This window comes from Robinsoniella peoriensis, assembly GCF_000797495.1.
Lineage (GTDB): Bacteria > Bacillota > Clostridia > Lachnospirales > Lachnospiraceae > Robinsoniella > Robinsoniella peoriensis.
This window is the reverse complement of the sequence record NZ_JTGN01000025.1, coordinates 1-13,318: the sequence shown is the minus strand read 5'-3', so window position 1 is coordinate 13,318 and position 13,318 is coordinate 1. Positions and strand designations below refer to the sequence as shown.

14 protein-coding genes, 2 tRNA genes, 1 rRNA gene and 1 riboswitch are annotated in these 13,318 nt (G+C 40.1%); of the genes, 16 read left to right on the top strand and 1 reads right to left on the bottom strand.

Annotated features, from left to right (window positions below):
- Positions 1–82 precede the first annotated feature (82 nt).
- Both QR40_RS28690 and QR40_RS28685 read left to right on the top strand, forming a co-directional pair.
- Positions 83–1,450: a sulfatase family protein gene (locus QR40_RS28690; RefSeq protein ID WP_044297848.1), complete on the top strand. Its 1,368-nt coding sequence runs from the start codon at positions 83–85 to the stop codon at positions 1,448–1,450.
- A 46-nt stretch (positions 1,451–1,496) separates the two neighbouring features.
- On the top strand, positions 1,497–3,005 hold the full coding sequence (locus tag QR40_RS28685) for a sulfatase-like hydrolase/transferase (RefSeq protein WP_044297847.1): 1,509 nt from the start codon (positions 1,497–1,499) through the stop codon (positions 3,003–3,005).
- 80 nt (positions 3,006–3,085) lie between these two features.
- Here the strand turns inward: QR40_RS28685 and QR40_RS28680 are convergent, their stop codons facing one another.
- The gene (locus QR40_RS28680) at positions 3,086–3,265 is read right to left on the bottom strand and encodes a hypothetical protein (RefSeq protein ID WP_027296433.1); all 180 of its coding nucleotides are present in this window, start codon (positions 3,263–3,265) and stop codon (positions 3,086–3,088) included.
- 143 nt (positions 3,266–3,408) lie between these two features.
- Here QR40_RS28680 and QR40_RS28675 point away from each other — a divergent pair, with 143 nt between their 5' ends.
- From QR40_RS28675 to QR40_RS28610, 14 genes are all read left to right on the top strand, one after another.
- Entirely contained in the window at positions 3,409–4,305 is an 897-nt protein-coding gene (locus QR40_RS28675) for an AraC family transcriptional regulator (protein WP_027296434.1), read from the top strand.
- Between the two features lie 115 nt (positions 4,306–4,420).
- A riboswitch (FMN riboswitch) is annotated at positions 4,421–4,541 on the top strand.
- Between the two features lie 120 nt (positions 4,542–4,661).
- Positions 4,662–5,288 carry an ECF transporter S component gene (locus tag QR40_RS28670; protein ID WP_027296466.1) on the top strand — a complete coding sequence of 209 codons (627 nt, stop codon included), beginning with the start codon at positions 4,662–4,664 and terminating at the stop codon, positions 5,286–5,288.
- A 139-nt stretch (positions 5,289–5,427) separates the two neighbouring features.
- A complete protein-coding gene (locus tag QR40_RS28665) occupies positions 5,428–6,036 on the top strand; it encodes an NUDIX hydrolase (RefSeq protein ID WP_027296467.1) in 609 nt (202 codons plus the stop codon).
- Between the two features lie 43 nt (positions 6,037–6,079).
- Positions 6,080–6,589, top strand: coding sequence for a YcxB family protein (locus QR40_RS28660; protein ID WP_027296468.1), 510 nt, complete (start codon positions 6,080–6,082; stop codon positions 6,587–6,589).
- Position 6,590: 1 nt separating this feature from the next.
- Positions 6,591–7,013 carry a tRNA (adenosine(37)-N6)-threonylcarbamoyltransferase complex ATPase subunit type 1 TsaE gene (gene tsaE / locus QR40_RS28655; protein WP_027296469.1) on the top strand — a complete coding sequence of 141 codons (423 nt, stop codon included), beginning with the start codon at positions 6,591–6,593 and terminating at the stop codon, positions 7,011–7,013.
- Between the two features lie 35 nt (positions 7,014–7,048).
- Positions 7,049–7,768 (top strand): tRNA (adenosine(37)-N6)-threonylcarbamoyltransferase complex dimerization subunit type 1 TsaB, encoded by a 720-nt coding sequence (gene tsaB, locus QR40_RS28650; RefSeq protein ID WP_027296471.1) that lies wholly within the window; start codon positions 7,049–7,051, stop codon positions 7,766–7,768.
- Complete coding sequence (gene rimI / locus QR40_RS28645) at positions 7,761–8,195, top strand: ribosomal protein S18-alanine N-acetyltransferase (protein ID WP_052378020.1); 435 nt, start codon at positions 7,761–7,763, stop codon at positions 8,193–8,195. The genes tsaB and rimI overlap by 8 nt, the downstream gene beginning before the upstream one ends.
- A gap of 159 nt (positions 8,196–8,354) precedes the next feature.
- Positions 8,355–8,579: a hypothetical protein gene (locus QR40_RS28640; RefSeq protein ID WP_027296473.1), complete on the top strand. Its 225-nt coding sequence runs from the start codon at positions 8,355–8,357 to the stop codon at positions 8,577–8,579.
- Positions 8,580–8,809: 230 nt separating this feature from the next.
- A complete protein-coding gene (locus QR40_RS28635) occupies positions 8,810–9,721 on the top strand; it encodes a ribonuclease Z (RefSeq protein WP_027296474.1) in 912 nt (303 codons plus the stop codon).
- Between the two features lie 186 nt (positions 9,722–9,907).
- Positions 9,908–10,933 carry a tRNA (adenosine(37)-N6)-threonylcarbamoyltransferase complex transferase subunit TsaD gene (tsaD, locus tag QR40_RS28630; protein WP_044297865.1) on the top strand — a complete coding sequence of 342 codons (1,026 nt, stop codon included), beginning with the start codon at positions 9,908–9,910 and terminating at the stop codon, positions 10,931–10,933.
- Positions 10,933–11,634 (top strand): 2-C-methyl-D-erythritol 4-phosphate cytidylyltransferase, encoded by a 702-nt coding sequence (gene ispD / locus QR40_RS28625; RefSeq protein WP_044297846.1) that lies wholly within the window; start codon positions 10,933–10,935, stop codon positions 11,632–11,634. Before tsaD ends, ispD begins: the two co-directional genes overlap by 1 nt.
- A gap of 721 nt (positions 11,635–12,355) precedes the next feature.
- Positions 12,356–12,441: transfer RNA gene (locus QR40_RS28620), tRNA-Ser, on the top strand.
- 53 nt (positions 12,442–12,494) lie between these two features.
- Positions 12,495–12,583 (top strand) — tRNA-Ser (locus QR40_RS28615).
- A gap of 264 nt (positions 12,584–12,847) precedes the next feature.
- A 16S ribosomal RNA gene (locus QR40_RS28610) occupies positions 12,848–13,318 on the top strand; the annotation flags it as partial.

Below are 13,318 nucleotides of genomic sequence, written 5' to 3'. Positions count from 1 at the left end.
GAGCAGGTACCGGAAATTCATTAACCGGACTATTATTAAGGCAGTATCGCAGGCAGGCCTGCGATATGCAGGAGGAATAACTATGAATTTGATTTATATATTTGCAGACCAGTGGCGGTCTCATGCAGCGGGTTTTCAAAATGAAGACGCTGTGTGCACTCCGCATATCGATGCATTTGCTAAAGAAAGTGTGGTATGTTCCAATGCAGTAAGCACCTTTCCTTTATGTTCGCCTCACAGGGCATCTCTAATGACGGGAAAATATCCCTTCTGTACCGGGATGTGGACGAATTGCAAAACGGGACTGAGTGAAGTACTGATGCTAAAGCCCCAGGAAATATGTATTGGAAATGTATTAAAAGAAGCCGGTTATCAGACGGGATATATTGGAAAATGGCATTTGGATGCATCGGAAATGAATTTTAAGCTGCATCCGGATTCCGGGGCAAAAGACTGGGATGCGTATACGCCTCCGGGGGAACGCAGACAGGGATTTGACTTCTGGCTGTCCTATGGGGCAGATGACAATCATCTGGATCCACACTATTGGGATAACAGCGGACAGTTGATAAGACCTGGAAAATGGTCACCGGAATTCGAAACAGACCAGGCGCTTTCCTATTTGCAGAGTCACGCTGCCCAGGATCAGCCTTTCGCATTGTTTTTATCCTATAATCCGCCGCATCTGCCCTATGAACTGGTACCGGAGAAATATTTGAAGCAATACCGGAATATGCCCATAAACTTTCGGGAAAATGTGCCTTTGGAAAAGCGTACAAGGGAGCTTGAAAATATCACCAGACAGTATTATGCCGCAGTTACCGGAATTGATGATCAGTTTGGAAGAATATTAGCATTTTTAAAAGAAAATAACATGGAAGAAGATACCTTGCTGGTATTATCCGCTGACCATGGGGAAATGCTGGGATCCCATGGAAGAATGAGCAAGAATATCTGGTATGAAGAAGCCGTCAGCATACCGCTTCTGATGCGGCAAAAAGGAAATATTCCGGCAGGAGAGTACGGGGAAATATTTGCAAGCCCGGATCATATGCCTACGCTGCTGGGCTTGCTGGATATAGAAGTACCGGAAACCTGCCAGGGATATAATCATGCAAAGGACATCTGCGGTCAAACAACTGGGGTACCTGAACAGGCATTTTTATGTTCCTATCCGGGAATGCCTGAGCTGGTGCATGCTTTCGAAAAAGCGGGAATCAACCATAAATGCTATGGATGGAGGGGAATCCGGACAAAACGCTACACCTATGTGCGCAACAATGGATATATGCCGGGAGATTCCAAAGAAGTGTTTTTATATGACAATGAAAAAGACCCCTTTCAAATGCATCCTGTTTCAGAAAATGAAATAGAAAAAGAGATGCTGGAATATTTTCAGGAACAGTTGAGACGCTATTTAAATATAACAAAGGACCCGTTTTTGTGGTAAAGTAAAGATATCAATAAATGTGCCAAAAAGCAAAGGAGTGAGGATCATGAAACATAAAAAAGTAATCTTAATTATGACAGATACCCAAAGGACAGATATGCTGGGATGCTATGGCAATTCTGCCATGCATACGCCCAACCTGGACAGCCTGGCTGCCGAAGGAATGCTTTTTGAAAAAGCATATACTACCCAGCCGGTGTGCCAGCCGGCGCGGTCAGCTATATTTACCGGAAGTTATCCTCACTCCTGCGCAGGGTGGTCCAATTGTATGGGATTATCGGACAATGTTCAGAATATTGGGAAACGCCTGACAGATCAGGGGATACACAGCGCATATATTGGAAAGTGGCATTTGGATGGAGGCGATTACTTCGGGCTTGGTGTCTGCCCGGACGGATGGGATGAAGCGTATTGGTATGATATGCGCTGCTATTTAGAAGAACTTACAGAAGAGGAACGATATATTTCCAGGCAGGTTGAAAGTATCGAAAAATACAATATTAAAGAAGAATTTACATACGGGCACCGCTGCACAGACAGGGCAGTCGATTTCCTGAAAAATCATCAGGAAGAAGATTATTTCCTGGTAGTATCCTATGATGAACCTCACGGACCGCATTTGTGTCCACAAAAATATACGGACCTGTATAAAGATTACGAAATACCAAAGAAAAAGAATATGTATGACAACCTGGAGAACAAACCCGCCCACCATAGAATCTGGGCGGGGGATGAATACGGCAAAGCTGAAAAAGCCGATTTTCATCTCCGTCCCAAAGAGTTTCTGGGATGCAATACATTTGTAGATTTTGAAATCGGGCGTGTACTGGATGCCGTCAAGGAATATGCCCAAGACAGTATCATCATATACACGTCCGATCATGGGGATATGATGTACAGCCATTCCCTCACCGGAAAAGGACCTGCTATGTACGAAGAAATAACGCATATCCCCTTGTTAATTAAGGGATTTGGAAAAGGAAAAAACCAGAATCCTGTCTCACACATTAACCTGGCGCCCACAATCTTTGATATCATGGGTGTTCCAAAAACAAAGATGTTTGAAGGAAGCAGTATTTTGCCGGAATTATCAAATGACGGCATGAGAGTCAATGATTATATCTTCATGGAGTTTGGCAGATATGAAGTAGACCATGACGGCTTCGGAGGCTATCAGCCAGTGCGTGCTGCTTATGATGGACGCTACAAACTTGTGATTAATCTCATGGATACGGATGAGTTCTACGACTTAGAACTTGATCCCCAGGAAATGAATAACGAAATAAATAATCCGGATTTCGATATGGACAAAAGGCGGCTTCACAGAGCTATTCTGGATAAAATGTATGAGACCAGAGATCCTTTCAGAGGGTATTACTGGGAAAACAGACACTGGAATCCGGATACCACGTACCAGACCTGGGACAGCAGAAAAATGACCAGACAGCGTGAAAACGAAGAATACGAACCTCGTCAGCTGGATTATGGAACTGGATTGCCGATACAGAAGGCAGTAAGAGTCAAGGGAGAATCGGATGCAAAGTTTGCAGATTAAAAGCAGGCGCAGGCTGGGAAAGGTCAGATCTTTCGCAGCCTGTGCCTCAAATTATTTATCTGCCTGATTTTATGATTTTTTCAAAAACCCAGAGCTTTATTCGGGTTAGTAAAAAGAACAGTCCCATCAATATAATCATTCTGATTTACATTGCTTTCCTCCAACTGAATCGTATCAAGGTCTTTTTTGGTGACGGACTCCAATGCACCAGGGTGGCTGGCTGCATATATTTTCAGCTTTTTATATGTTTCAGAATACAAAACATCAACCCCTTTCTCTTTACTTTGACAGTCTTTTATAATATAATTATATTTGTAATTTTGTATTATAAATATAGAAATTAAGACAAAATATATAAGAATATAGCCAATAATTGATATTTAATATAAGAATGGTGATTGATATGCGAATAAAAATTAAAGAAAATCAACTTGAGGCAATAGAAGGAATTAACTCAGAATATCCGTATGTGTTACATCACGTAAATTTAGGTGATACAAAAGTCCCATGGCATTGGCATGAAGAATTAGAGTTTGTTTATGTGATAAATGGTAGTATAAAACTGAATACCACCGGTAAAAGCTATTATTTTCAAAAAAATGAAGCCTTTTTTATAAATGCAAATGTCTTATGTACAATGGAGAACGTAAACAATGGACAGCCAGGGATTATAGATTCGCATTTATTTCATTCGGTTTTTTTAAGCGGGCATTTTAAAAGTGTCTTTGAAACAAAATATGTATATCCCGTCCTGCAGAACAAAAAGCTGGAGATTTTAGCAATACGGGGAGAAAATACCAGGCAGCATGACATTTTGGCAAAACTAAGAAAAGTTTCCTACCTGCAAAAAAAAGAGAATTCAGAATTTCAGACAAGAAATCTCTTCTCAGATATATGGATTCTTTTGCTGGATGAAATTCAAAACCTGGAACGTATGGACTTGCCTGCGAAACAATACAGTCAGGAGAGGATACAATCCATGATGTCTTACATACAACAAAATTACCAGAATAAAATATCCTTAGAGGACATAGCCTCATCTGCTTCAGTCAGTAAAAGAGAATGCCTTCGTTGTTTTCAAATCAGCATTCATAAAACGCCATTTGCCTATCTGATGGATTACCGAATTGAAATGGCTGAAAAGCTCTTAAAAACCACTGATTTGTCTGTTATTGATATTGCGCTGCAGACAGGGTTTTCAAATGGAGCTTATTTTGGGATGATTTTTAAAAAGAATTGCGGAATAACTCCGGGAGAGTACAGGAAGAAATTTAGCTTAGATGATTTCATTAAAAATTAATCGAAAAATTGACTACAGCAATCCGTATGATTTGAACACACTTGTTTTTATCAACACTCCAAAAAGCACTTGATTATTGCCCTGTATTGAGTTATAATAAATAAAACTAAACAAGGAAATTCTTCGGGGCAGGGTGTAATTCCCTACCGGCGGTATAGTCCGCGACCCACAGTAAAAGTGGCTGAATTGGTGAGATTCCAATACCGACAGTAAAGTCTGGATGAGAGAAGAAAAATGCGTGTTTTATAATTCATAATATTAATGCGCGAAGACCCCCGAATACAAATGTATTCGGCTTTTTTATTTTCTACCGGAATTTTCCTTTTAAAATTTAAATGAAAAAGGAGAGATGAACAATGAGCTCAAACACAAATGTGGTGGGAAGGACCACCGGAAGAACAAACTTAAAGACAATGGTACAGATAGGTATGCTGGGAGCGATATCCGTCGTTCTGATGATGTTTGAAATACCCCTTTGGTTTGCTCCAAGTTTTTATCAGATTGATTTAAGTGAAGTACCGGTTTTGATCGGTGCATTCGCCTTGGGACCTTTGGCAGGAGCAGTGATCGAACTGGTGAAAATTTTACTCCATTTTATAATGAAAGGCAGCAGCACAGCCGGAGTCGGGGATTTGGCAAACTTTTTAATAGGGTGTGCATTGATTGTTCCGGCAGGACTTGTCTATAAAAAAGTACGGTCAAGAAAGGGTGCCCTGATTGGGATGATCCTTGGCATTATCACCATGACAGCCATTGGAAGTTTAATGAATGTATTTATTCTTCTTCCGGTATATGCAAAAGCGTTCGGAATGCCGATGGATGCTCTGGTAGGAATGGGCAGTGCTTTGAATCCTGCTATTGATAATATTGCAACTTTTGCACTATTTATGGTAGTTCCATTCAACTTATTAAAAGGAATTATTGTTTCGGCAATTACATTTTTATTATACAGGTATATTAGTCCGATATTTAAGAAAAATTAGAGTGTTTTTTAATCCGTTACCCGGAAACGTATAAAAGCAGCAGAGAGTGAAATTCTATGAGAAAAGATTTCATTCTCTGTTTTTTTCTGCTATAATAGTGGAAAAAGATTTGAGCTTAGAAAAGTAATGGAGGACAATCATGAGCAGGATCAGGCATATTGATAAATTAACAGACAGCAGGCATTTAAATATGTATGAGCTGGAAGCCAGGAATCGTTTAGATAATCCGGTAGATTATTTTGTGGCATCCAGAGCTAAAGAAATAGAGGATTTAAAGATAAGTACCCACAACCTTAAGCCGGACGGAGTAATTATTTACAGCCTTTATGGAGAACAGAAGGATAAAGTGATTCTCGTACGCCAGTACCGTTATGCAATAGATGGATATATTTATGAGTTCCCGGCAGGACTTGTAGATCCCGGGGAGGATTACAAAATTGCGGGAGCCCGGGAATTAAAAGAAGAGACAGGTCTTGATTTTCATCCGGTAAACGTGGACGAGATGTATGAAAAACCATACTTCACCACAATCGGGATGACCGATGAGTGCTGTGCTTCTGTTTACGGATATGCAACCGGAAAAGTAAGTAAAGATGGATTAGAGGATAACGAGGACATTGAAGTGGTGATTGCAGACAGAGAAGAAGTAAGAAGAATTTTAAAAGAAGAACGAGTGGCGATTATGTGTGCATATATGCTGATGCATTTTCTGAAAGATGAGGACGATCCGTTTGCCTTTTTAAAATAAATATGATAAACTGATTCATACAAAAAGCAGGAGGCGGACGTATATGGAAGTGAAATTTGAGGTGAAAATGACGCAGAAAATCATGTATAATTTCCTGCTCAGTCACACATACAAAAGTTTCAGTGGAGTAGTGGGTGTGTTATTCGGCGCAGTGGCGCTAATTGTGTTTGCCGTGACGTTTGGAAAGGTGGAATCCTGGCAGAGTATACTGTATCTGGTTTTTGGTGTCTGGTTTATACTCTATCTGCCTATAACACTTTATCTGCGGTCCGTCAAACAGGTAAAACTAAATCCGGTATTCAAAAAACCAATAACCTATATTTTAAATGAGGAAGGAATTCAAACATTACAGGGTGATCAAAGTGCAGAACTCAAGTGGGAAGATCTGATCAAAGTGACGGAAACAAAATTGAGCCTTCTTGTATATACAGGAAAGAGGTACTCGTTTGTATTTCCAAAGGAATCCATTGGAGAACAGTACGAAGAATTACTGGAGTTAATTCAGGGACATGTAGATGCCGGAAAAATAAAGATAAAAAGCAGGTTGAAATAAGATGATCATAGAAACATGGAACGAAAAGGAGACTTTTGATGTGGGAAAGTCTCTTGGAGATAAAGCAGAGAAAGGTCAGATTTACACGCTGACCGGAGATCTTGGAGTAGGAAAGACCGTATTTACCAAGGGACTGGCTGAAGGACTGAAAATTACAGAGCCGATCAGCAGTCCGACATTTACCATTGTACAGATTTATGAAAGCGGGAGAATGCCCCTCTATCATTTTGATGTCTACCGGATAGGAGACGTTGAAGAGATGGAAGAGATCGGATATGAAGACTGTTTTTATGGAGACGGCGTCTGTCTCATCGAATGGGCAAATCTTATTGAGGAAATCCTGCCGGAAGATATCATACCGGTTACGATAGAAAAAGATCTGGAAAAAGGGTTCGACTACCGCCGTATAACAATCGGAGAATAGAGAAAAAGTACAATCAGTAATGAAGGAGGTATAAAATGAAAATATTAGCGATAGACAGTTCCGGGTTAGTTGCCTCCGTAGCTATTATTGAAGATGATAATATGTTGGCAGAGTATACCGTGAACTATAAAAAAACACATTCACAGACCCTGCTTCCCATGTTGGATGAAATAGGAAAGATGATCGATCTGGATCTTCAAACCATTGATGCAATAGCAGTTGCAGCAGGTCCAGGCTCTTTTACGGGGCTTAGAATCGGTTCCGCTACGGCAAAAGGATTAGGGCTGGCACTTAATAAACCATTAGTTTCCATTCCTACCGTAGATGGACTGGCATTTAATCTCTATGGCACAGATAAATTAATCTGCCCGTTGATGGATGCCAGAAGGAACCAGGTATATACAGGAATCTATGAGTTCGAGGGTAAAGAATTCAAGGTTGTTGAAGAGCAGATGGCAGTATCAGTTCAGGAAATAGTTGAAAAATTGAATAAATATGGCAGGGAAGTGATCTTCTTAGGGGATGGAGTGCCTGTCTATGCAGAGAAAATTGCAGAAATGATAACAGTTCCCTACTCATATGCACCGGCACATGTGAACAAACAGCGTGGCGCTGCAGTAGGTACGCTTGCCAGGGCCTACATTGAGGCAGGAATGCTGGAGAGTGCAGAAGAACATCAGCCGGACTACCTGCGGCTGTCCCAGGCTGAAAGGGAAAGGGCCCAGCAGGAAGAAGCGGCAAAAGAAAATGATTGATATACGCACAATGCAGCCGGAAGATTTGGATGCAGTTACTAAAATAGAACAGGAGACGTTCTCCATGCCCTGGTCAAAGGCAGGTTTTGCATCATCTCTGGCACAGAAAAATACGTTATATTTATGTGCGTTTTCAGATGGTGAACTGGCAGGTTATTGTGGTTTACTGCAGGTCCTGGATGAAGGGGAAATCACAAATGTTGCGGTAAAAAAATCTTTGCGGGGACAGAAAATAGCTTCCCGCCTTATGGATGAATTATTAAAAAAAGGCACCCTAAGGGGTATCTCCTTTTTTGTGTTGGAAGTACGAAAAAGTAACAGTGCGGCAATTCACTTGTATGAAAAATCCGGATTTACAAAAGCTGGAATTCGAAGAAATTTTTACGAGAAGCCAATAGAAGATGCAGTCATCATGAGTAAGCAGTGATGGTTGCTCTTTTTTTGGAAATTCATACAGCAATTACCACTATCTTTGATGTATATTTTTCGTTATAATGACTTATATAAAGTAATTACTGTATTTCATGCAGGAATATTTGTAATATGATATACGGTTCGCAACGTAGGAAAAGGGGAGGAAAAAAACATGAGACAAGCAAAAAAAATCTACTGCAATATGTGCGGAAAAGAATTTCACCTGGAAAACGAGATTGTGAAAGAAGGAATTCTATCGGTAGAGAAATGCTGGGGATATTTTTCAGAAAAAGATGGCGAGATCCATGAGCTTGATCTATGTGAAGAATGTTACAACAAGCTTATAAAACAGTTCAAAATCCCCGTTACCGTAAAAAAACAGAAAGAATTTGTGTAAAGTTACGTTTTTATCAAGGGGTTACATCTTGTTCCCGGCTTCTATCTGTGTTAAAATATACAATCAGATATTCAAAATATGATTTGGCTGTTTGAAAAAAGGAAAACTTATAAAAGAGCCAAGTGTAAAAGAAAATCGCTTTCACACTGCTGATTTGGGAATAGCACAAGCCTGCTTGCACTATTCATGGGTTATATTTGAAATAGATTTGAAAAAGAAGGGAAATACAGATGTTAGATATATGTTTATTAGGAACCGGAGGGATGATGCCTCTTCCACGCAGATGGCTGACTGCCCTGATGGCAAGATATAACGGCAGCAGTATTTTAATTGACTGCGGAGAAGGAACCCAGATCGCAATTAAAGAAAAAGGGTGGAGTTTCAAACCGATAGATGTGATCTGCTTTACCCATTTCCATGGAGACCATATAAGCGGACTGCCGGGATTGCTGCTGACCATGGGAAATGCTGAAAGGAATGAGCCTTTAACATTAATAGGGCCTAAAGGCCTGGAAAGAGTCGTAAATGCATTGCGCGTAATTGCACCGGAACTGCCGTTTGAACTGCGTTTTTTGGAAATTACCAATCCGGAAGAAACATTTGAAATGAATGGATACCGAATCCGGGCTTTCCGGGTAAATCATAATGTTGTCTGCTATGGCTATTCAATTGAAATAGACAGGGCAGGCCGTTTTGACGTTACAAGGGCAAAAGAGAAGGAGATTCCAATGCCGTACTGGAGCCGCCTGCAAAAGGGAGAAACCATTGAAGCAGATGGCAAAATATATACACCGGACATGGTACTTGGTGAACCAAGAAAAGGGATAAAATTAACCTACTGTACAGATACGAGACCTGTAAAAGCAATTTCGGACAATGCGGCAGGCTCTGATTTATTCATCTGTGAAGGAATGTATGGAGAACCGGGCAAAGAACAAAAGGCAGTGGAGCACAAGCATATGACTTTCACTGAAGCAGCAAACCTTGCAAAAGAAGCTGGGGTGAAAGAACTGTGGTTAACACATTACAGCCCATCCCTGATCCACCCGGAAGAGTTCATGGGAGATGTTCAAAAAATATTTCCAAATGCCTATCCCGGAAAAGACTGCAAATCCGTAGAGCTGGACTTTGATGAAGAATAGTTGCGCAGGCAGGTGTGAACTTGTTCATTCTGCTTAATTAGAAATATTGTAAGTGGGATTACGATATTCATGCGGATGAGGCTGAAAGAAAATTGAGAAATCGAAAGGAAGCCACGCTGTGATTCTTTCAGCCTGTTTTATTTGTGGCAGTATTGCAGGAAAGCCTGTGATTTGAATGGTATAACAATGGAAAAAAAAGATGTATTCATATTAGCGATAGAAAGCTCCTGTGATGAAACAGCTGCATCGGTAGTAAAAAACGGAAGAGAAGTATTATCCAATATTATTTCATCTCAGATAGAATTACACAAACTCTACGGAGGGGTAGTTCCGGAAATAGCTTCAAGGAAACATATTGAAAAAATAAATCAGGTTATCGAAGAAGCTTTGGAAGAGGCAGAAATGACACTGGATGATATGGATGCGATAGGTGTCACGTATGGTCCGGGCCTTGTTGGCGCTCTTTTAGTGGGTGTGGCAGAAGCAAAAGCAATTAGCTATGCTAAAAAACTGCCGCTGGTGGGAGTGCATCATATAGAAGGTCATATTTCTGCAAATTATATAGAAAATCTGGATTTGGAACCACCGTTTATCTGTCTTGTAGTCTCAGGAGGGCATACACATCTGGTGGTTGTCAAAGATTATGGAAAATATGAAATCATTGGCAGAACAAGAGACGATGCAGCCGGTGAAGCATTTGACAAGGTAGCAAGAGCAATCGGGCTTGGTTATCCGGGAGGACCTAAAATAGATAAATTATCAAAAGAGGGTAATCCGGATGCAATAAAATTCCCCAAAGCACATGTGGCTGATGCGCCATATGATTTTAGTTTCAGTGGTTTAAAATCATCCGTTCTAAACTATATCAACGGATGTAAAATGAAAAATGAAACCATCATAGAAGCGGATGTTGCGGCGTCATTTCAAAAAGCAGTTACAGAAGTCCTGGTAGAACATGCCATGATGGCCGTTAAAGAATACGGATATGACAAATTTGCTATTGCAGGAGGGGTAGCTTCTAATACAACTCTTAGAAGAGCAATGGAAGAGGCATGCAGAAATAATGGCGTTCAATTCTATCACCCATCACCTGTTTTCTGTACCGATAATGCAGCTATGATAGGTGTAGCGGCTTATTATGAGTTTATCCAGGGTACGAGACATGGATTAGATCTGAATGCGGTTCCAAATCTCAAATTAGGAGAACGATAATGGGGCAGGAAAAAAATGTAGCGGTGGTACTTTGTGCTGGACGTGGAACAAGAATGAACAGTGAAGTACAAAAACAATATCTACTTATAAAAGGGAAACCGGTGGTTTATTATTCTTTAATTGCCTTTGAAAAGTGCCCGTTCATAGATGAAATCGTATTGGTTACAGGAAAAGAAGAAATAGAATATTGCAGGCATGAAATAATAGAAAAGTATAATCTGAAAAAAGTGAAGTCAATCGTAGCAGGCGGAAAAGAGCGCTATCATTCTGTGTTTGAAGGTTTAAAAGCAATCGGATGTTGTGATTACGTATATATACATGACGGGGCAAGGCCTTTTATTGATCAGGAACTGCTGCAGCGCGCCTGTGATTCAGTGCGCATACATAAAGCATGTGTAGTCGGTATGCCGGTAAAAGATACCATCAAAATCAGCGGGCAGGATGGCTTTGCAGATCACACCCCTGACCGATCGAAGCTATGGATGGTACAGACACCCCAGGTATTCCAATATTCTCTGGTATACCAGGCATATGATAAAATCATGAAATATCCCGGGATTCAAGTGACAGATGATGCTATGGTTGTGGAGCAAATGGGACAGGCAAAGATAAAACTGGTAGAAGGTTCCTATAAGAATATTAAGATAACTACGCCGGAAGATCTGGAAATTGCAGAAATATTTGCAAATGATAGAGCTTAAAGAATACAATTGAATTAGAAATTAGAAATTAGAAATTAGAAATTAGAAATTAGAAATTAGAAATTAGAAATTAGAAATTAGAAATTAGAAATTAGAAATTAGAAATTAGAAATTGGAAACTAGAAACTATAAATTAGAAATTAGAAACTAGAAACTATAAATTAGAAACTAGAAACTAGAAGCTATAATTTAGAAATTGGAAATTAGAGCTTGAAACTATAAATTAGAAATTAGAGCTTAGAAACTAGAATTTAGAGTTTAGAGCTTAGAAGCAAGACCTTAGAATTTAGAAGTTTAACCTGGAATTTAGACTTTCATGCGTATGTATCATGAATTTACAGAAGCGGATATAACAATAAACGTTTTTTTATTGAGCCTGACAGTAAAGAGTAAATTTGAAAAAGTAATCATATTATATTAGGCAATGAGAAATGACTCCAAACAAAAAATCACAACAGACAACTGAATATTTTTTGATTATTGGGTTATAATTCTTTCGAATGTATTTTGCAGAGAATCATAATTTGATAAATACAATTGAAAAAATTTCATGATTTATAGGCAGGACACCCAGAAAAAGGATGGGTATGAAGGTCAAAATGTGCCTAAAATGCTAAGTTTTTGAAACAAATGAAAAAATTTCAAAAAATTTTGAAATAGTTATTGACAGAATTTAGCTTTAATGGTAGAATACTTCTTGCACTGAGGTGTGCAAACAACTGGAGAGGTATCGAAGTGGTCATAACGAGGCGGTCTTGAAAACCGTTTGTCCGAAAGGGCGCGTGGGTTCGAATCCCACCCTCTCCGCTGAAAACATGTAATTGTTTTCTGATTAATTTATGCAATAGTCGATTCAGCCAGGAGAAGTACCCAAGCGGCTGAAGGGGCTCCCCTGGAAAGGGAGTAGGTCGTTAATAGCGGCGCGAGGGTTCAAATCCCTCCTTCTCCGTTGTCAGCGAAAAAGCTTACAAAAAACTTTGAAAAAGTTGTTGACAAGCTTTTGCAAATATGGTAATATTTAAAAGCTGACTTACAGAAACAAAATAAGACAAAGTTAGACAGAACCTTGATAATTGAACAGTGAAACAACCTTGAAAGATTCTATTAAAAGAGATTTCAAAATTAAGAACCGACACATTCGTGTGTCAACCTTAAAACAGTAATAAAGGGATAAAATTAGCTAGTAGTTGATTTTTGAACTAAGATCAAAACTTTATTTGAGAGTTTGATCCTGGCTCAGGATGAACGCTGGCGGCGTGCTTAACACATGCAAGTCGAGCGAAGCATTAAAACCGATTTCTTCGGAAAGAAGTTTTAATGACTGAGCGGCGGACGGGTGAGTAACGCGTGGGTGACCTGCCTCATACAGGGGGATAACAGACAGAAATGTCTGCTAATACCGCATAAGCGCACAGTGCTGCATGGCACAGTGTGAAAAACTCCGGTGGTATGAGATGGACCCGCGTCTGATTAGCTAGTTGGTAAGGTAACGGCTTACCAAGGCGACGATCAGTAGCCGGCCTGAGAGGGTGAACGGCCACATTGGGACTGAGACACGGCCCAAACTCCTACGGGAGGCAGCAGTGGGGAATATTGCACAATGGGGGAAACCYTGATGCAGCGACGCCGCGTGAAGGAAGAAGTATTTCGGTATGTAAACTTCTAKCAGCAGGGAAGAAAATGA